Genomic DNA, 16,201 nt, shown 5'->3' on the forward strand with positions numbered 1-16,201 from the left:
AGCCATGGTGCTCGCCCTCTTTCAGATCGCCGACCTGCTGCTGCGGGTGCTCGGCTGGATCGTCATCATCCAGGTCATCCTGAGCTGGCTGATCGCTTTCAACGTGCTCAACACCAGCTCGCAGGGCCTTCGCGCGTTCGTCGGAGCGCTCGAGCGGATTACCGAGCCGCTCTATCGCCCGATCAAGCGGGTGATGCCCGACTTCGGCGGGATCGACTTCTCGCCGCTCGTGCTGCTGCTCGTTATCCAGATCCTGCGCATGCTGCTGAGCGGTGTCGCGGTGGACCTGATCAACGCGGGCGCATGACCGCACGGATCATTGACGGAAAGGCCGCAGCGGCGGACCTCCGGCAACGGGTCGGCCAGGTCGCCGCACGATTTCGCGAAACCCGGAGCCGCGCACCCGGCCTGGCGGTTGTGCTGGTCGGCGAGCACCCGCCAAGCGCCGCTTATGTTCGCTCCAAGATCAAGGCCACGCTTGAAGCCGGGATGGAAAGCTTCGAGCACCGCATTCCTGCCGAGACTTCGCAAGCCGATCTCATCGGCCTCATCGACCAATTGAATGCGGATGCGACGGTCGACGGCATCCTCGTCCAGCTTCCCCTGCCGAAGCATGTCGACGAGCAGGCCGTCCTGACGCGCGTCGACCCCTCCAAGGACGTCGACGGATTCCATCCGGTCAACGTCGGTCGTCTCTCGATCGGCCTTGACGCATTGGTCCCGTGCACGCCGCTCGGATGCCTCAAGCTCCTTCAGGGCGAGCTCGGCGATCTCAGCGGAATGGACGCGGTGGTCGTCGGCCGCTCGAATATTGTCGGTAAGCCGATGGCGCAGCTCCTGCTGCAGGCAAATTGCACAGTGACGGTCGCGCATTCGCGCACGAGGGATCTGCCCGGCGTAGTCCGTCGCAACGACATCGTCGTCGCCGCCGTCGGCCGTCCCGAACTCATTCGCGGCAGCTGGCTGAAGCCGGGAGCCATCGTCATCGATGTCGGCCAGGAGCGCGTCGAACAGCCGGATGGGACCCGCAAGCTGTTGGGAGACGTTGCTTACGGCGAAGCGGCTGAAGTGGCGGGAGCCATTACACCGGTTCCGGGCGGTGTCGGTCCGATGACCATCGCCTGTCTGCTTCGCAACACGGTTGTCGCGGCTCATCGCCGCGAGGGCCTGCCCGATCCGGAGGGTTTGTAATGCTTGGACTCCTGCTTGCAGCCGCGTCGGTCACCGCCGTCGATGCCGAACGAGCCTTCGCCGCCGACGCGCAGAAGCTCGGTCAGTGGACGGCGTTTCGCAAATACGCCGATGATACCGCCGTCATGTTCAACCCGCAGGCGGTTTGGGCATCGGAATTCCTCGCACCGCTCAAGGACCCGCCCAAGGCCATCGGCTGGGGACCGTCCGACAGCTGGGTCTCCTGCGACGGCCGAACCGCGATCAATCGCGGGCCGTGGACCTCCGCTTCCGGGAAATCCCACGGCTACTTCACGACTGTCTGGATGCGCGACGGCAAGGGCTGGAAATGGACCTATGACGGCGGCGACAGCCTGGCCAAGCCGATGCCGCTTCCGAAACAGCCCAAGGTCGAGCGCGCGAGTTGCACCGGCCGCGAGAAAATTCCGGGAGAATATCGCGAAGAGGTGAAGCCCACCGCGCGCATTGCTGGCAAGCCGCCCGCAGATGCCGGCCAGGGCCGGTCGGCGGACGGCACTCTCATTTACGAATGGCGCGTCGCTGCAAGCGGTGAGCGCCGCTTCGAAGCCAAGATCTGGAATGGGCGCGATTATCGCACGATCCTCGACCAGCACGTGAGCGCCCCCTCCGAATGATGGAGGTCTTCGGCCATGCGCTGATCACCTTCCTGGTCATCATCGACCCGCCCGGCTGTGCCCCGATCTTCGCCAGCCTGACGCGCGGGGACGATCCCGCATTCCGCCGATCCATGGCGATCCGCTCCTCGCTGATCGCCTGGTCGATCCTGATGTTCTTCGCCCTCCTCGGGCGACCGATGCTCAATGCGCTCGGCATCAGCCTAGCGAGTTTTCGGATCGCTGGCGGCGTGATGCTGTTCATGATCGCGCTCGACATGGTCTTCGAACGCCGGACCGAGCGCCGTTCGTCCCGCGCGCAATCGATCGAGGGGACGCCCGAGGCCGAGGACATCTCGGTCTTCCCGATGGCCATCCCGATGATCGCCGGACCAGGCTCGATCGCGAGCGCGATGCTGTGGGTTTCTCGCACCGAAGGCACGGTGGAGGTCCTCGCGGTCCTCGCCGCGATCACGGGTGTCATGGTCCTGACGCTGCTGGCGCTTCTGGCCGCCGGCTCGATCATGCGGCTGATCGGTGAGAAGCTGGAGGCGATGATTACCCGCATCCTCGGAGTCATTCTCGCCGCTTTGGCCGCGCAATTCATCATCGACGGCCTGAAGCAGAGCTTCCCTTCGTTGTAAGGGAACCCGGCCCGCCCCTCGAGCGCTTCTGCCGCTCGTTACCAATTCAAAGAGGAAACGCGCGATGAGGCTCACCATGAGGATCGGCGCTGCTGTCGGATTCGCCGCACTCGCGGCCTGCAGCCAGAGCGGTCAGGACAACTCGGCGGGCGCCGAGTCCACCGCCGAAGCATCGGCAGCGGAACCGTCCAATGCTTCCGGAGCGACCGGCGCGACGGACACGCTTGGCAATCAGCTCAACCAGCTGAACGAGACCGGTGAGGCAAACTCGGCCGAGACCTCTAACGGCGAGTAGGGTGGCGGCTGGTTACCAGCCCGCAATGAATGGAACTCAGTTAACTATCGGAAAATGTAGACGTTTTTCGATTCGTCGCCGTTACAGTTCAACTCATCGGAAACGGTTCGTCGAAACAGCCGGACTGCGGGTTGGTCTGGCATGATGAGTACACGCAAGACGTATCGCCTGGGCACCACCGCGATTGCCGCGGTCCTTGCCCTTTCTGCAACCCAAGTGGCTGCGCAGGAGGCTCCGGCCACCGAGGCGCCAGTCATCGAAACGCCGACGGTCACGACGACGGCCCCGACGACAACCGAGCCGGTGACGACTGTGGATCCACTCGCTCCGGCGGCGGAGCCTGAGGTGACCACGAGCGACACCGAGTCTGCGGCCTCGACCGCTGAACCTACCGAAGCGGCTCCGGCGAAGACGGTAGCGAAGAAGTCGGCGCCCAAGCCAGCGCCCTCGACGAGGGTCTCGTCGGTCAGGACGCCGGCGGTGACCGCTGTCGATGAGCCCGCCGAGATTGCGGCTGCTCCAGTTCCCGCCGCTCCGGCGCCCGAGCCGGTCGCCGAACCGAGCGCTCAGGTCGCCGATGCGACAGCGGCCGACAAGCCGAACCTGGACGAAGCCGTCCCGCTCGCCGGCGGCGCCGGTGCAGTGATCCTGGCTCTTGCCGGCGCAGGGATGGCGGTTCGTCGTCGCAAGCGCCGTGAAGACGAGGAAGAGTTCGAGCAGAGCTGGACCGAGGAGCGCGCGGTGGAGGCCGACGTTGCGCAGGAGCCGGAGCCTGTTTGGGATCCGCCCATTGTTGAGCCCAAAGCGGCGCCGGTCATCGCGACCACCGAAGTGTCGGACGATTTCGACACCTCGAAGTTTGGCCGTCACGTTCAGGCCGCCTATGCGGGCCCGACGCCCGAGAACCCTTCGCTATCGCTCCGCAAGCGCCTGAAAATCGCAGGTGAGCTGGATCGGCGCGAACGGCTGAACGGAAACGTTCCGGCTGGGCCGGCCACGCTGCCTCGGGCGGAAGCGCCGCAGTCCAAGAACTTCATGTTCAGCGGCGCCCCGAGCCACCAGAAGCAACCAGAGCCTCAGTTCTAACCAGAGTGGGGAAAGCAGGAGAGGGCGTCGCCGGAAGGCGGCGCCCTTTCGTTATGCGCGGTCGAACGCCGAGAGGATCGGGCAAGCTCCGCCGCGCTTGTTCTGGCAGGCGGTTGCGAGACCCGACAGCGCTGTCCGCGCATCGCTTAGTTCGGCGATCTTCGCATCCAGCGCCGCCACGCGGGCCGTCGCCAGCGCGCGAATCCGGGTCCTGTCGTCCGATTCACTAAGCTCGAGCAGCTCGGCAATTTCCGCAAGAGTGAAGCCCGCCGCCTGAGCCGAACGGATGAACTGAAGCCGCCTGACGTCTTCATCGCTGTAGCGGCGGATCTCCCCGTGCGGCTTTGGCGGCTCCGCCAGCAACCCGCGGCGCTGATAATAGCGCACCGTTTCGACGCCCACTCCGGCCGCTTTCGCAAGCCCGCCGATCGTGTCCGAATTATTCGCTTGATTCCGTACCATGGTACGGATGCCATATGTGATGAGCCCCATGACGGGCAAGAGGAGAATCTCGATGAAAAAGACCAACGACAAGGCGGTAGCTGACCAGAAGAGCGGATGTCATTGCAGCCCCTGCACCTGCAAGACCTGCAACTGCTAAGGCAGTAGGGGCCGCGCCGGTCAGGAGGTGCGGCCCCAATCTCGTTTCATTTTCGTGTCAGGCAGCAGCCTCGGAGTTTCTAATTGCCCCGCTTGCGGTGCATCCACGACGCCATGAGCAGCAGCACGGTCACGATGCCGATCGCTCCGCCGGCCGTCGTCGTAATTGCGGATATGGCCGCAGCTTCGTCAGGAGCACGCCAGGCGCCGGATTTGGTCTGCCAGATCATCCATGCCGCGCCGAGAATGATCACGGCATCGATTACGACTAGCCCCACCAATGCCCGCGTCGACTTCTTCATGTCGCCCCCCTCAACTGTAACTATCGCCCACAGACATCGGCGCCGCCAGTCGATGAGATGCGGGTGAAGCTGTCTGGCGATGTTCGGATCATGATGCCCTGGCTGGTGCATTTCCTGAGCTGGAAGCGGACCTTTCGGGCACGAAAGTCGAGCGAAATGCGTCGAAACGATTCCAGCAGGTCCGTTCCGAGCAGAAGCGCCGGCTGATTCTGCAGCCCGAACACCTTGAACGGCGGAACGTCGGCAAAGGCCATCGGGACGTCGTGGAGCACGACCGGCCCGAGCCGAAGCTCCGCGATCTTCGCGATCTGAAGCTTGGCGACCTCCCCGGTGACGCCGGTCACTGGAACAGTGACGAACTTTCCACGGTTGCGCTTGATCAGCTTGTCGCGCAGCGCGAGGTTGCCGATCGTGATTTCGGACCCGGTGTCGATCACGGCATCGAGCGGAAGGCCGGCCGCGCGGACTTGGGTCAGGATCAGCTGGCCGCGCTGCCTTCGCGCGACGACGACGATTTCGCCGGGGATTCGCTTCCACGGAATCCGCGCGTCCTCGACCTTGATCATCTTCTTTTCGAAGTCCATCATCAGCCGCTGCTCGTTCAGAGCATCGATGCCGATCATTCCATCGCCGCCAAGGTCGCTCTCGGCGAGCGCCGGTAGCAGCAGATTGTTGAAGGTCGTCGTTCCAAGCGTGAGCTGCTCCACCTTCACCCGGTCGACGATATTGCGCGACGTCATGGCGTTGAGGATGGCCGGTTCGCCGAGTGGAAGTTGAAGATTGTTGGCGATGCGCAGCCCAACCACCGAAGTATCTGCTCCGCTGTCGACGATGAAATTGTAGGGACCCCGGCTGTTCACGAAGACCTGCACGCTAAGCCGCGTCTCCGTTTTGCGCGCCTTGAGATCCTGCCCCTCGATGGCCAGCGTCGGATCGTACTTCGCAGGCGGCAACGGAAGCACGTTCGGCGCGACGTCCGCAGGAACCGGGCGCGGCTTGCCGACCTTGGCCGGCTCCGCCGATGTGACCTCCCGCGCCGTTGCCGTCGGGACGGCAAACGCCATGGCGATCATAGCGAGGCGGTACGCAAGCAATTCGTCTCCCCTCAAACGAACTTGAGGGTATGCCTTACTTCCGGCGCGTGCCACGCAAACTCGACGTACGACCGAAATTGCGATGCGAACGCGCCGCGTATCGTTACGGTTGATGTGGAGCACGAGCTGTCGCAGCATGCTTCGCATCTGTTCTCGTAGGCAGGGGACGTTGATGGATTTCCATCCGCCGAAGGCGATCCAAAGCATAAAGGAACTCCCGCGCGAGATCCTGGTCATCGTGCTGGGCGTCAGCATCGCGCTCATCGGCGAAAGTCTCGTCGACGGCTATCGCTGGCGCGAGAAGGTCACGAACGCCGAAGAGGAGATGAAGCTGGAGCTGCTCGCGGACAATGGCCCGCAAGCGTTCGTCCGAGTTGCGATCGCCAAATGCCTCGACAGCAGTATCTCGAGAATTCACGAGTCTGCGGAAACGGCTTCGGCACCCGAGCTCCGCAAGCTCGCTCATGCCTACGCCCCGCCCTTCAGAACCTGGGACACCGAAGCCTGGAAGGCGCTGCTCGCTTCCGACGTCGCGAGCCACATGGACCCCGCCCGGCTGGTCGACTGGTCGGAGCCCTATCGCCTTTTCCCCATCATGACCCAGTGGAGCCAGCTCGAAAGCGAACTGGTCACCGAATTGCAGGAGGGCCTTCCGATCTCGGGCGACTTGTCGAGGGAAGATCTGCACCAGTTTCAGCGCACGGCCGCGTCTCTTCGCCGGGTGAACGCAAAGCTCGCCTCAAAATCGAAGCTGGTGCTCGTTCGGCTGAAGAAGAACGGCATGCCCTTGCCGGAAAGCGAGATGGCGGAACTTCTCGATAAGGCGCGCGGCATCTACGGTGAATGCGTTCGCGCGCCGGTCGTCGATGGCGAGGAAACCGAATCCGAATTCACCAATGAAGCGGAGATGCGGCGGGAAGCGCTCGAAGGTTCATGAGTCCGGCCATGCGCTACAGCCGGATGCCGATCGAGGTCGAATCCCCGGAAGAGTACGGCTACGGCAACATCCGCTTCAACCTGTCGGAAAGCTCGATCGCCGACCAATCGCTGGCCAGCTTCGGGCTGGAGATACCCGACCTCACTTTGCTCTACGGCGAACATCGCGGAAGTCCCGGACTGCGCGAGCTGATCGCGTCGGTCGACCCGTCGCTGGGCATCAATGATGTCCTCATCTGCGGCGGCGCGGCAGGGGCCCTCTTCATCGTTGCGACGGCCGTATTGGGAAAGGACGATCACCTGGTCGTTGTGCGTCCCAATTATGCGACGAACCTAGAGACCCCGCGAGCCATCGGCTGCGGCATCGCGCTGATCGACCTCGCCTTCGAGGATGGATTCGCACTCGATCCCGACCGGATCGAACAGGCGATCACGCCATCGACCAAGCTCGTCAGCATCACCTGCCCGCACAATCCGACCGGCACCAGCATCGCCGAGGCGGAGCTTCGGCGGATTGTCGAGATCACCGCCAGGCACGGAGTCTTGCTATTGGTCGATGAGACCTACCGCGACCTGTCGCTGGCGACACCGCTCCCGATCGCCGCCAGCCTCGGCAGCCACGTCATCAGCGTGTCATCCCTATCCAAGGCCTTCGGCGCACCGGGCATCCGGGTCGGCTGGATCATCAATTCCGACCCCGCGCTCCAGGAACTATTCCTGGCCGCGAAGGAGCAGATCAGCATCTGCGGCAGCGTGATCAACGAATGGGTTGCGGAGGGCATCCTCCGCCAGAAGCGCGCCTTTCTCACTCGCACGCTCGCCGAATGGCGCCGCCGCCTCGACCGCATCGCCGAATGGCTCGAGGGGGAGGACCTGCTGGAATGGGTGAAGCCGACGGGCGGCGTCGTCTGCTTCCCGAGGATGACTGCGGAGCCGCCGGGCGGAACCGACGCATTCTACCGACGGCTGCTCCAGGAGCACGGCACCTATGTCGGTCCAGGCCACTGGTTCGAAATGCCCGACACCTATTTCCGGCTCGGCTATGCCTGGCCGACAGCTCAGGAGCTGGATAGCGGACTCGCCGGGATTTCGGCCGCACTTCGCGGCTAGGCGGTCGCCGCCGCGGGTTCCGGAAGAGAACAGGCCGCGTCGACGCCGAGGACGTGGGTTGCCCGGCCGAAGCCGATCCAGCCTGCGCAGCAATAGGTGAGGTCGACGATTTCCTCGTCGCTGAACACAGCCTTCATCTGAGACCACATCGTCTCGTCGTCCGCCAAGCCTTGGGGATCGAGACTCATGGCGCGCGCGTACTCGGCGGCCAGCCGCTCCTGCTCATCGAGACCATCGAGATCGCCGGCAAGCACCGCGGCGTAGAAGGCTTCGTCGGGCCGGCTACCGCGCACGCCCTCGCCCTCGCCGATGCCGAGGAGGAAACTGTGCCCACCGGTGCGGAAGGCCTTGCAGACTGTGCAGCCGTTGATCGCGGCAATGGCGATCCGCGCCGCCTCGAACACACGCATCGGCAGGATCGAATGCCTGTAAGTGGCGACAGAGAAAGCGCCAGCGGCGCCGAGCAACTCGGGCGCGTAGCGCTCGGCAAGATTGGGCATCGGCCCGGCCTGATCGTCGAAGGCGACTCGCATAATCTTGCCCCTGCAGCGTCTCGGGGCATGAATCCTAAGTGCGGCGCGGCCTCGGCGCAAACTTCGGCGCTAGGCCGCTTCCGCCCTCTTTCCCTCAGCGAACGCAATCACCGCTTGCGGATGGAGGCCGCGGATCGCGCAAACGAGTTGCCGACCGAACACCTCAAGGCAGTACAGCCGCCCGCCTTCCTCGCACCGAAGGTCGAGATCGAACGCGGCCCACTGGGCATTGGGATCGCGCGAGTAGTGGCCGAGGACGTCGAACTGATCCTCCCACTCGGCCCGGCTGTAGCGGGCGCGAATTGGATCCGGCAGCGCCCAGTAGAACGTGTCGCGCTGCGTGATCCCGAACAGGGCCAGCGATGCCTCGTCGATAAGGTGCGGCAGTTCCTCGACAGCATCGTCAAGCAGTCGGTCGCGAGCGTGAAGAGCGAGCTGGCGCTCAACCTCGGATACTGGGGCGAGATCGCGAAAGATGATGCGGGTCATGAAGGGGGAATCGATGAGATTCCCGTCGGTTCCGTACACTCAGCTTGCGATGACAGGTCCCGCCATCGGCAGGTCCACTTCTGCCGTCAGGCGTGCGTCGATCCAGGCGACGATGTCGTCCAGTACCTTCTCGCGGCCGAGGTCGTTGAGGAGGTCGTGGTAGTGGCCGTCGTAGAGCTTGAGCGTCTTGTCGCTCGAGCCGGCCTCGCGGAAGAATTGCTCGCTGCCGTCGGGGCGAGTTGCATGGTCCGCGGTCCCGTGGAGGATCAGGACCGGCAGTGTGATCCGGCCGAACTCGCGCTCGAACCGCTCGCCGGCGCGGGCGAGAGCCGCGACGGTTGCCACCGGCTGCACCTCGTCGAGCGTGAGCGGGTCGGCGTTCAGCCGCGCCACCCAGTTCGGATCGCGCGAGAAGTCTTCCATCTTCAGCCTCAGCACATGGGCGTGCGGCGCGACGTGGCTGGCGCCTTCGAGCAGCTTCAACGCAAAATCCGGGGCGAACACCCGAAAGGCAAAGCTCTCGCAGATCAGGCCGGCGATGCGGTCCTGGTAGTCGAGCGAGTAGCTAACCGACGTCACGCCGCCCGCGCTGTGGCCGAGCAAATAGACGGGCAAGTCGGGATGCTTCGAACGGCCCAGCTCGACCGCCAGGCTGAGGTCGGAAACATAGTCGTCAACGCTCTCCGCATAGAAGCGCTCGCCGTCCGACTTGCCGCGGCCGCGCAGGTCGAGCGCGGTGACGGCAATGCCGCGCGAAGCGAACTCCTCGGCGGCGCGGATGTACTGGCCGCCGTGCGAGTTGACGCCATGGCAGATGACGAGGTTTGCGCGGACCTCTCCGTCGGGTTCCCAGTGGCGGGTGAAGATGCGGCCGGCGGTGCCGTCCAGCCATTGTTCGGAAAGCGTGCTCATCCTTGTCTCCTCAAACGGTTCACGGCTTGTCGAGAAAGGCGCGAACCAATTGCACGGTCGCGGCCGGATTTTCCTCCATGATCCAATGGCCCGAGCCGGGCACGATGCCGCCGGTGACGTTCGTCGCTCCCGCGCGCATCACCACCGCCATCTGGTCGCCGAAGCTCTTCTCGCCGCCGAGAGCGAGCACCGGCATGGTGAGCTTGCCCTTGCTGGCGAGCCAGGCGCGGTTGTCGATCGCATCCTGGTCGAAGGCGTGGAACTGCTCGAAGCCGGAATGCATCGCACCGGGCAAGGCGTAGAGCTTCGCATAATGTTCGCGGCTCGCCTCGTCGAAATGTTTCGGGTCGGCGGAGAAGTCGTTCCAGAAGCGGTCGAGGTAGATGCGCTCTCGGCCAGCGACCAGGCGCTCCATGTCCGGCCCGCCGAAGCGGAAATGCCAGAGCAACGGGTTCTTGAGGATCTCCTCCCACGGACCGACGCCGGGGACCGGAGCATCGATCAGGACGAAGCGGCGGACGCGGTCCGGATGCTCCATCGCGAAGGCGAAGCCAACCATGTTGCCGATGTCATGAGTGACGACATCGGCCTGACCGACGCCCAGCTTGTCGAGGACGACGGCGACGTCTTCGCCCTGCGTCTTCTTGTCGAAGCCGCCGGCGGGTTTCGACGACAGGCCGAGGCCGCGCAGGTCGGGGACGATGACCATGTGGTCGCGGACCAGCTCGGCAGCGAGCGGAGACCACATGTCGCCGGTTTCGCCATAGCCGTGAAGGAGAACAACCGCCGGTCCCTTGCCGCCGACGCGGACATGGATGGTCGCGCCGTTGGTCGTGATCTCCTGCGTGTGGAAGCTCGCGGGATAGGGCGGGACGGCAGAACTGGCGGGAACGGCGAGGGCGAGGGAAAACGCGAAGAACGCGAGGCGCAACGACATGGGCACTCCACCTGAAGGAGGGAGTCCGGCGCGAACCCCTACGCGACTCGAACGCGCGACCGGTCAGGCAATCGCTTAACCCAAATTAACGACAGGAGATATGTGCCTGGGCCGCGAATGGTCCCAATGTTCGCACTAACGGTGCACTTCTGTCAGCGGAGCCGGCAGCGATTTCCACGAACATGCCGGCCATAAACGGAAAGCGCCTTGCGCGTCGCGGCCTCCGGACTTCGCACGCTGCCACCGGCGAGCGCCCGGGTCAGCTCGGCCCCGGCTTCGACCTTTTCCGTCACCATTCGCTCGAGCTCGTGGGCGGCGGCGGCCCCGCCGGCCATCACCCGCCAGTAGCGCAGTGTCATCACCGCCCCGGCCTCCGCCCACAGGCGAGACGCGTCGAACATGAGGCGGGACCAATCGGCAGTCTGATTGCGGTAGCTCATGGCGTTCCTTCGGCTTCGCGAGGCTAAGCGGCCCTGACCGCGCTTCGTTCCCATCGGCAAGCGCAGGATGAAGCACAAAAAGCGTCATGTAGGACAGCGAATTGCGAGCCGAGCTGACGCTGCGCCGCAACGGCCCGCCCCTCCGATAGGCCGGATCAGCCCTTAACTTAACGGTCCCTAAACAGGGTGCGATTTCGTTCATCTGGCAGCAAGGTTAAGCTGAACAGTCGGCCGTCCGGAGCGTTCGCGCGGGGCTGCATTCCACAATCTGTTGAGTGCGTTGAATGTCGTTCTGACCGCCCGACGCGCCATGGCCGGACAGGGCTCCCGAACCCGTCCATCCGGTCCATTCGAAGGAGCGAATTCAAGTGAATATTTTCAAACGATCGACAGTTCCGTTGTTGCTAGCCGCGGTGGCGGTGCCGGCGTGGAGCGGCCTTGCCGCGCAAGTGCAGGATCCGAATGCGATTACCGTGACGGGCCAGATGCCGACCGATCTGGCCGGCCTGCCCAAGGGACCCGACGTCCAGGGCATCATTTCCGCGCGCAAGGGCGCGCTGATGCAGGTCACCGGGGCCGACGGCAACCGCACGCCGGTCCTTGTCGCCGAGGTCACCGACATCAAGTCCAGCGGGGGCTTCCTGGGCCTCGACAAGAGCAAGCTTGGCGCGGACTCGCTGCTCAACGGGCTGCCGGTCACGGTCAAGACCGTGCAATGGAACGGCGGCCTGGTGGCGAGCCAGGTGAGGCTCAGCAACAAGAACCTCGCGACTGCCTCGATGATCCGCAACGGGACCGCCCAGCGCTTCGGCGAGCACGATACGGCCATTGCCCAGAATGCGGCGGCGACCGAGGCGCTGCGCGGGCGCTTCGGCGATATCGACCAGTATAACGTCAAGGGCACGACCAACATCTACTTCGACACCGGCAAGTGGGCGCTGTCGCGTGACGAGGAACAGCAGCTGTGCGCGGCCGCGTCGCAAGCCAAGGGCATGGACAACGCGCTGCTGCTCGTCGTCGGCTACACCGACGCGGTCGGAAGCGAGGACTATAACCAGGTCCTCAGCGAGCGGCGCGCCGGCAAGGTCGTCAACTATCTGCAGCAGCATTGCGGCTGGGCGCCCTATCGCATGCTGACGCCGACCGGCATGGCCGAGGCGGACCCGGCGGCGGACAACAATACCGCCGAAGGCAAGGCGCAGAACCGCCGCGTCGCGGTGAACATCCTCGTCAGCAAGGCCGTCGAGGAACGCGAGGGCGGCTGAACCCTGTGGGGTGGGCTTCGGCCCACCCCCGATTTCGAAGGATGCCCATCGCCTGCCCGGTCAGCGCTTCCATTCCTCTAACGCAGGCGATGCCTTCGATTTCTCTCATGAACCCTCGCCATCTTGTTGCCGAGCCTCGGTCCACCACTCTTCTTCCCATTGGAAGACGTCTTTCGCCTCTCTGAGATCAGGCAATTTGGATGCGGGTGAAATGCCTGCGAAGGCCTCTATTTCGGCCAACGTTGACTGCACTCCTTCGACTGCTGTCAAAGCCGGACGCAGCACGGCCAAGACGCTGTACGAAAAGCCTCTCTCCTCTTTGTCCTCGAGCCGCGGAAGCCAATACCTTGCCTCCTCGTAGGTTGAGTGAAATTCAGCCATTCCAAGCAGTATGCTTGCGGGAAGCTTGCCGATCTGAGCGGAAAGGCCAGCAAAGATGGACGCTGGCGGCATTGGAACTAGCTCGAAAAAATGAGCATCGAACCCGTCACGGCGACGGCCGAGACCCTTCCCCTGATGACGCCTAGCCACCAAGTTGGCCATGCGCGCCGTAACTCGCTGAAGGGTGACCGCTTCAGCATAGAGTGCCGCAGCTATTGATTTGGCCTCATCCTTACGCAGGTCTGCGTCGCGTTTCCGGTTGAACCAGAAGCCAACGGAAGCCGCGATGAAGATGGCAATCAGCGCTAGGAAAGAACCGATTGCTGGCTGCCAATTCTGTAGTGCTGTCACCCAATAGCCTTTACTGACTGCAAAATGTTGGATTCTTTCAATGGGTTAGATGGTTAACCCAATAAGTCATTGGAATCCCGCTGAGAATCTTGACGATTGACCCAGAAAAGTCTATGTGTTGAGCCAATTCGGCTAAGGTCGAAGGGAGATCGTGAAACGCGATCGCGCGGGGGCTTCAGGCCCCCGCACTACTTTTACGGCAACCACTTCGTGCCATAACCAGGTACGCGCCCCTTGCCGTCTCGGTCGTAAATACTCCTCATCAGAATATCGGACAGCAAGGTACCAAAATCTTGCGGCGGTTGCTCCTCAGTTGGGAAATCTTCAATGCGCGATGTGCTGGGTGAGCCAAGACGTCCGCTAATTGCAATCCAGCAATGTCCGCATCTTTTGGCGCAAGCTTGAGTTCGCCAGTCGTTAGACGGGACTGGATTTGTTCGGGAGTGTGGAAGGCATTACCGCGTTGATAAAGTCGCCTGTAGGCTCGCCTTAAATGCTTGTCGTGTGTTGGGTTACGCGCTTCGCCGATTACGTCACCTACATGGCCATTCTTGGTTAGCCACTTTACGAAGCGCTCAACGAGGCACTCCATTACGTAATGATAAGGGCTATACTGCCAGACAACATACTTCCGTTTGTGTTCAAGCTTGTCGATTGACGCCGTGAACGCGCAAGTAACCCCCTCGGCTACCAAAGCAGCTAGTCGCGCGTCGAATTCACGAGCAATCCTTTCATTTCGTAAAATTGCGAAATTGTTCTCCCGCCGTACGATTTCCCGACGATGCAGAACCAATGGCTTGGCTCTCGTATCTCCGAAGATTGATTCCTTGAGAAAGTTCAAGCGCCTGGTGACGTAGTTGTCGTGGCGGTCTTGCCTGATCACAAGACCGGTGAGACTGAGATATCGCTCATTAGGAGCCTTCTCGGCTGCAGCGAGGTCGCCATTTCCTGTTTCGTCGAAGAACAGGCGATACCGCTTACTTGGCGGAACGAATTCCATAGTTGGAAGGAGAGCACAGACATGCTCCCCCGACAAGGATTCCAGCTACTCCGCTGCCGGCACGTAGAGCTCGCCGCCCCCTTCGTGGAAGCGCTTGCTCATCTCGGCCATGCCTTCGTCCGCGTCCGCTGATGCCGCCTTCTGCTCCTGCATCCGAGCGAAGTCCCGCACCTCCTGAGTGATCTTCATCGAGCAGAACTTGGGGCCGCACATCGAGCAGAAGTGGGCGGTCTTGGCGCCTTCGGCGGGGAGCGTCTGGTCGTGGTACTGCTCCGCCGTTTCCGGATCGAGCGACAGGTTGAACTGGTCGCGCCAGCGGAACTCGAAGCGGGCGCGTGACAGTGCGTCGTCGTGCGCCTTCGCCGCCGGGTGGCCCTTCGCCAGGTCCGCGGCGTGGGCGGCGAGCTTGTAGGTGACGACGCCGACCTTCACGTCGTCGCGGTCGGGAAGGCCGAGATGCTCCTTCGGCGTGACGTAGCAAAGCATCGCCGTTCCGAACCAGCCGATCATCGCCGCGCCGATCGCGCTGGTGATGTGGTCGTACCCCGGCGCAACGTCGGTGGTCAGCGGCCCCAAAGTGTAGAAGGGCGCCTCGCCGCAGCTTTCCAGCTGCTTGTCCATGTTCTCCTTGATCTTGTGCATCGGCACGTGGCCCGGGCCCTCGATCATCACCTGGCAGTCGTGCTCCCACGCGGTCTTCGTCAGCTCGCCGAGCGTGTAGAGCTCCGCGAACTGCGCTTCGTCATTGGCGTCGGCGATGCTTCCGGGGCGAAGGCCGTCGCCCAGCGAGAAGGCGATGTCGTAGGCCTTCATGATCTCGCAGATCTCGTCGAAGCGTTCGTAGAGGAAGCTCTCCTTGTGATGGGAGAGGCACCATTTCGCCATGATCGATCCGCCGCGGCTGACGATGCCGGTGACGCGCTTTGCGGTCAGCGGCACGTAGGGCAGGCGGACGCCGGCGTGGATGGTGAAATAGTCGACGCCCTGCTCGGCCTGCTCGATGAGCGTGTCGCGGTAGACCTCCCACGTCAGATCCTCGGCGATGCCGCCGACCTTCTCCAGCGCCTGGTAGATGGGGACGGTGCCGATCGGTACGGGCGCGTTGCGGATGATCCATTCGCGCGTGTCGTGGATGTTGCGGCCGGTCGACAGGTCCATAACCGTGTCCGCGCCCCAGCGGATCGCCCACACCATCTTGTCGACTTCCGACGCGACGTCGGAGGCGACGGCGCTGTTGCCGATGTTGGCGTTGATCTTGACCAGGAAGTTGCGACCGATCGCCATCGGCTCGCTTTCAGGGTGGTTGATATTGTTGGGGATGATGGCGCGGCCGCGGGCGATCTCGTCGCGGACGAACTCAGGGGTGACGAAGTCGGGGATTGCAGCGCCGAAGTCTTCGCCGTCGCGTGGGGCGTTTAGCGCAGCCTCGCGGCCGAGGTTTTCGCGGATGGCGACATATTCCATCTCGGGCGTAACGATGCCGCGCTTCGCATAGTGCATCTGCGTGACGTTGGCGCCGGGACGGGCGCGGAGGACGCGCTTGCGGACGTTGGGGAAAGGCTGGACGCCGCCGCTGCGGTCGGGGCCGAGCTGACCGTTGTCCTCGGGGCGGACCTCGCGCTGGGCGACTTCCTCGACGTCGCCGCGGGCGCGGATCCAGTCGCGGCGGAGCTCGGGCAGGCCGGCCATGATGTCGATGCGGGCCTTCGGGTCCGAATAGGGGCCGCTGGTGTCGTAGAGCGTGACGGGCGGCTCGCCGGACGAGGGTTCGAGGTCGACGGCGCGCATGGCGACGCCGAGGTTGCCGACGTGAATCTTGCGGCTGCCGCGAATGGCGCCGGTGGTGACTTTAAGCTCGGTGCGTGCCGGGACGTCGGCCATTGGACTCTCCTTCTCCCTACGCCGGTGTCAGCCGGATCAGGTTCGATGGGTCGCCAGCTCGTGCTGGCCTCTCAAGCGGCGATCACCGCTCCCCCAGGGAAGTCGTGTCCTTAGGCGCGTGAAAGGCGGCGCGCCAGCCG

General features: G+C 63.6%; 20 protein-coding genes and 1 riboswitch. Of the genes, 9 read left to right on the forward strand and 11 right to left on the reverse strand.

The genetic code is table 11. The features are described 5' to 3' along the window. Window positions 1-4: 4 nt before the first annotated feature. The 6 genes from ABD928_RS07745 (at window position 5) to ABD928_RS07770 (ending at window position 3,830) form a co-directional block, all read left to right on the forward strand. A complete protein-coding gene (locus ABD928_RS07745; protein ID WP_187715621.1) occupies window positions 5-307 on the forward strand; it encodes a YggT family protein in 303 nt (100 codons plus the stop codon). After that, window positions 304-1,191: a bifunctional methylenetetrahydrofolate dehydrogenase/methenyltetrahydrofolate cyclohydrolase FolD gene (gene folD / locus ABD928_RS07750; RefSeq protein WP_187715620.1), complete on the forward strand. Its 888-nt coding sequence runs from the start codon at window positions 304-306 to the stop codon at window positions 1,189-1,191. Before ABD928_RS07745 ends, folD begins: the two co-directional genes overlap by 4 nt. Continuing rightward, window positions 1,191-1,826: a hypothetical protein gene (locus ABD928_RS07755; protein WP_187715619.1), complete on the forward strand. Its 636-nt coding sequence runs from the start codon at window positions 1,191-1,193 to the stop codon at window positions 1,824-1,826. The genes folD and ABD928_RS07755 overlap by 1 nt, the downstream gene beginning before the upstream one ends. Further along, window positions 1,823-2,449: a MarC family protein gene (locus tag ABD928_RS07760; RefSeq protein ID WP_187715618.1), complete on the forward strand. Its 627-nt coding sequence runs from the start codon at window positions 1,823-1,825 to the stop codon at window positions 2,447-2,449. Before ABD928_RS07755 ends, ABD928_RS07760 begins: the two co-directional genes overlap by 4 nt. 64 nt (window positions 2,450-2,513) lie before the next feature. Further along, window positions 2,514-2,744 carry a hypothetical protein gene (locus ABD928_RS07765; protein WP_223276578.1) on the forward strand — a complete coding sequence of 77 codons (231 nt, stop codon included), beginning with the start codon at window positions 2,514-2,516 and terminating at the stop codon, window positions 2,742-2,744. A gap of 144 nt (window positions 2,745-2,888) precedes the next feature. Then, window positions 2,889-3,830: a hypothetical protein gene (locus tag ABD928_RS07770; protein ID WP_345167663.1), complete on the forward strand. Its 942-nt coding sequence runs from the start codon at window positions 2,889-2,891 to the stop codon at window positions 3,828-3,830. Between the two features lie 51 nt (window positions 3,831-3,881). Here the strand turns inward: ABD928_RS07770 and ABD928_RS07775 are convergent, their stop codons facing one another. The 3 genes from ABD928_RS07775 to ABD928_RS07785 form a co-directional block, all read right to left on the reverse strand. Then, a complete protein-coding gene (locus ABD928_RS07775; RefSeq protein ID WP_345167667.1) occupies window positions 3,882-4,322 on the reverse strand; it encodes a MerR family transcriptional regulator in 441 nt (146 codons plus the stop codon). A gap of 188 nt (window positions 4,323-4,510) precedes the next feature. Continuing rightward, a complete protein-coding gene (locus tag ABD928_RS07780) occupies window positions 4,511-4,732 on the reverse strand; it encodes a hypothetical protein (RefSeq protein WP_187715615.1) in 222 nt (73 codons plus the stop codon). 20 nt (window positions 4,733-4,752) lie between these two features. After that, window positions 4,753-5,796 carry a retroviral-like aspartic protease family protein gene (locus ABD928_RS07785; protein ID WP_345167670.1) on the reverse strand — a complete coding sequence of 348 codons (1,044 nt, stop codon included), beginning with the start codon at window positions 5,794-5,796 and terminating at the stop codon, window positions 4,753-4,755. A 202-nt stretch (window positions 5,797-5,998) separates the two neighbouring features. On the opposite strand from ABD928_RS07785, the gene ABD928_RS07790 reads away from it, so the two are divergent. Together ABD928_RS07790 and ABD928_RS07795 are read left to right on the forward strand one after the other, a co-directional pair. Further along, the gene (locus ABD928_RS07790; RefSeq protein ID WP_187715613.1) at window positions 5,999-6,763 is read left to right on the forward strand and encodes a hypothetical protein; all 765 of its coding nucleotides are present in this window, start codon (window positions 5,999-6,001) and stop codon (window positions 6,761-6,763) included. Beyond that, entirely contained in the window at window positions 6,760-7,872 is a 1,113-nt protein-coding gene (locus ABD928_RS07795; protein ID WP_345167673.1) for a pyridoxal phosphate-dependent aminotransferase, read from the forward strand. The genes ABD928_RS07790 and ABD928_RS07795 overlap by 4 nt, the downstream gene beginning before the upstream one ends. Here ABD928_RS07795 and ABD928_RS07800 read toward each other — a convergent pair. The 5 genes from ABD928_RS07800 to ABD928_RS07820 form a co-directional block, all read right to left on the reverse strand. After that, on the reverse strand, window positions 7,869-8,405 hold the full coding sequence (locus tag ABD928_RS07800; RefSeq protein WP_187715612.1) for a carboxymuconolactone decarboxylase family protein: 537 nt from the start codon (window positions 8,403-8,405) through the stop codon (window positions 7,869-7,871). The genes ABD928_RS07795 and ABD928_RS07800 overlap by 4 nt on opposite strands. Window positions 8,406-8,474: 69 nt before the next feature. Next, window positions 8,475-8,933 (reverse strand): hypothetical protein, encoded by a 459-nt coding sequence (locus tag ABD928_RS07805; protein ID WP_187715611.1) that lies wholly within the window; start codon window positions 8,931-8,933, stop codon window positions 8,475-8,477. Continuing rightward, complete coding sequence (locus ABD928_RS07810; protein WP_187715610.1) at window positions 8,934-9,806, reverse strand: alpha/beta hydrolase; 873 nt, start codon at window positions 9,804-9,806, stop codon at window positions 8,934-8,936. A gap of 19 nt (window positions 9,807-9,825) precedes the next feature. Then, window positions 9,826-10,743, reverse strand: coding sequence for an alpha/beta fold hydrolase (locus ABD928_RS07815; RefSeq protein ID WP_187715609.1), 918 nt, complete (start codon window positions 10,741-10,743; stop codon window positions 9,826-9,828). Window positions 10,744-10,895: 152 nt separating this feature from the next. Beyond that, window positions 10,896-11,183, reverse strand: coding sequence for a hypothetical protein (locus ABD928_RS07820; protein WP_345167678.1), 288 nt, complete (start codon window positions 11,181-11,183; stop codon window positions 10,896-10,898). 368 nt (window positions 11,184-11,551) lie between these two features. On the opposite strand from ABD928_RS07820, the gene ABD928_RS07825 reads away from it, so the two are divergent. After that, a complete protein-coding gene (locus tag ABD928_RS07825; RefSeq protein WP_223276575.1) occupies window positions 11,552-12,448 on the forward strand; it encodes an OmpA family protein in 897 nt (298 codons plus the stop codon). A 105-nt stretch (window positions 12,449-12,553) separates the two neighbouring features. Here the strand turns inward: ABD928_RS07825 and ABD928_RS07830 are convergent, their stop codons facing one another. The 3 genes from ABD928_RS07830 to thiC all read right to left on the reverse strand — a co-directional run bounded on the left by ABD928_RS07830 (window position 12,554) and on the right by thiC (window position 16,061). After that, the gene (locus ABD928_RS07830) at window positions 12,554-13,180 is read right to left on the reverse strand and encodes a hypothetical protein (RefSeq protein WP_187715608.1); all 627 of its coding nucleotides are present in this window, start codon (window positions 13,178-13,180) and stop codon (window positions 12,554-12,556) included. 262 nt (window positions 13,181-13,442) lie between these two features. Then, complete coding sequence (locus tag ABD928_RS07835) at window positions 13,443-14,180, reverse strand: DUF3800 domain-containing protein (protein ID WP_345167682.1); 738 nt, start codon at window positions 14,178-14,180, stop codon at window positions 13,443-13,445. A 45-nt stretch (window positions 14,181-14,225) separates the two neighbouring features. Further along, a complete protein-coding gene (gene thiC / locus ABD928_RS07840; protein ID WP_345167685.1) occupies window positions 14,226-16,061 on the reverse strand; it encodes a phosphomethylpyrimidine synthase ThiC in 1,836 nt (611 codons plus the stop codon). After that, window positions 16,058-16,167, reverse strand: a riboswitch (TPP riboswitch). It overlaps the preceding gene by 4 nt. Window positions 16,168-16,201: the final 34 nt, after the last annotated feature.

Source organism: Sphingomonas daechungensis (assembly GCF_039543105.1).
Classification (GTDB): domain Bacteria; phylum Pseudomonadota; class Alphaproteobacteria; order Sphingomonadales; family Sphingomonadaceae; genus Sphingomicrobium; species Sphingomicrobium daechungense.

Coding starts and splice junctions, on each gene's coding strand:
- ABD928_RS07745 (WP_187715621.1), top strand. CDS start 5: ATGGTGCTCGCCCTCTTTCAGATCGCCGACCTGCTGCTGCGGGTGCTC.
- folD (WP_187715620.1), top strand. CDS start 304: ATGACCGCACGGATCATTGACGGAAAGGCCGCAGCGGCGGACCTCCGG.
- ABD928_RS07755 (WP_187715619.1), top strand. CDS start 1,191: ATGCTTGGACTCCTGCTTGCAGCCGCGTCGGTCACCGCCGTCGATGCC.
- ABD928_RS07760 (WP_187715618.1), top strand. CDS start 1,823: ATGATGGAGGTCTTCGGCCATGCGCTGATCACCTTCCTGGTCATCATC.
- ABD928_RS07765 (WP_223276578.1), top strand. CDS start 2,514: ATGAGGCTCACCATGAGGATCGGCGCTGCTGTCGGATTCGCCGCACTC.
- ABD928_RS07770 (WP_345167663.1), top strand. CDS start 2,889: ATGAGTACACGCAAGACGTATCGCCTGGGCACCACCGCGATTGCCGCG.
- ABD928_RS07775 (WP_345167667.1), bottom strand. CDS start 4,322: ATGGGGCTCATCACATATGGCATCCGTACCATGGTACGGAATCAAGCG.
- ABD928_RS07780 (WP_187715615.1), bottom strand. CDS start 4,732: ATGAAGAAGTCGACGCGGGCATTGGTGGGGCTAGTCGTAATCGATGCC.
- ABD928_RS07785 (WP_345167670.1), bottom strand. CDS start 5,796: ATGGCGTTTGCCGTCCCGACGGCAACGGCGCGGGAGGTCACATCGGCG.
- ABD928_RS07790 (WP_187715613.1), top strand. CDS start 5,999: ATGGATTTCCATCCGCCGAAGGCGATCCAAAGCATAAAGGAACTCCCG.
- ABD928_RS07795 (WP_345167673.1), top strand. CDS start 6,760: ATGAGTCCGGCCATGCGCTACAGCCGGATGCCGATCGAGGTCGAATCC.
- ABD928_RS07800 (WP_187715612.1), bottom strand. CDS start 8,405: ATGCGAGTCGCCTTCGACGATCAGGCCGGGCCGATGCCCAATCTTGCC.
- ABD928_RS07810 (WP_187715610.1), bottom strand. CDS start 9,806: ATGAGCACGCTTTCCGAACAATGGCTGGACGGCACCGCCGGCCGCATC.
- ABD928_RS07815 (WP_187715609.1), bottom strand. CDS start 10,743: ATGTCGTTGCGCCTCGCGTTCTTCGCGTTTTCCCTCGCCCTCGCCGTT.
- ABD928_RS07820 (WP_345167678.1), bottom strand. CDS start 11,183: ATGAGCTACCGCAATCAGACTGCCGATTGGTCCCGCCTCATGTTCGAC.
- ABD928_RS07835 (WP_345167682.1), bottom strand. CDS start 14,180: ATGGAATTCGTTCCGCCAAGTAAGCGGTATCGCCTGTTCTTCGACGAA.
- thiC (WP_345167685.1), bottom strand. CDS start 16,061: ATGGCCGACGTCCCGGCACGCACCGAGCTTAAAGTCACCACCGGCGCC.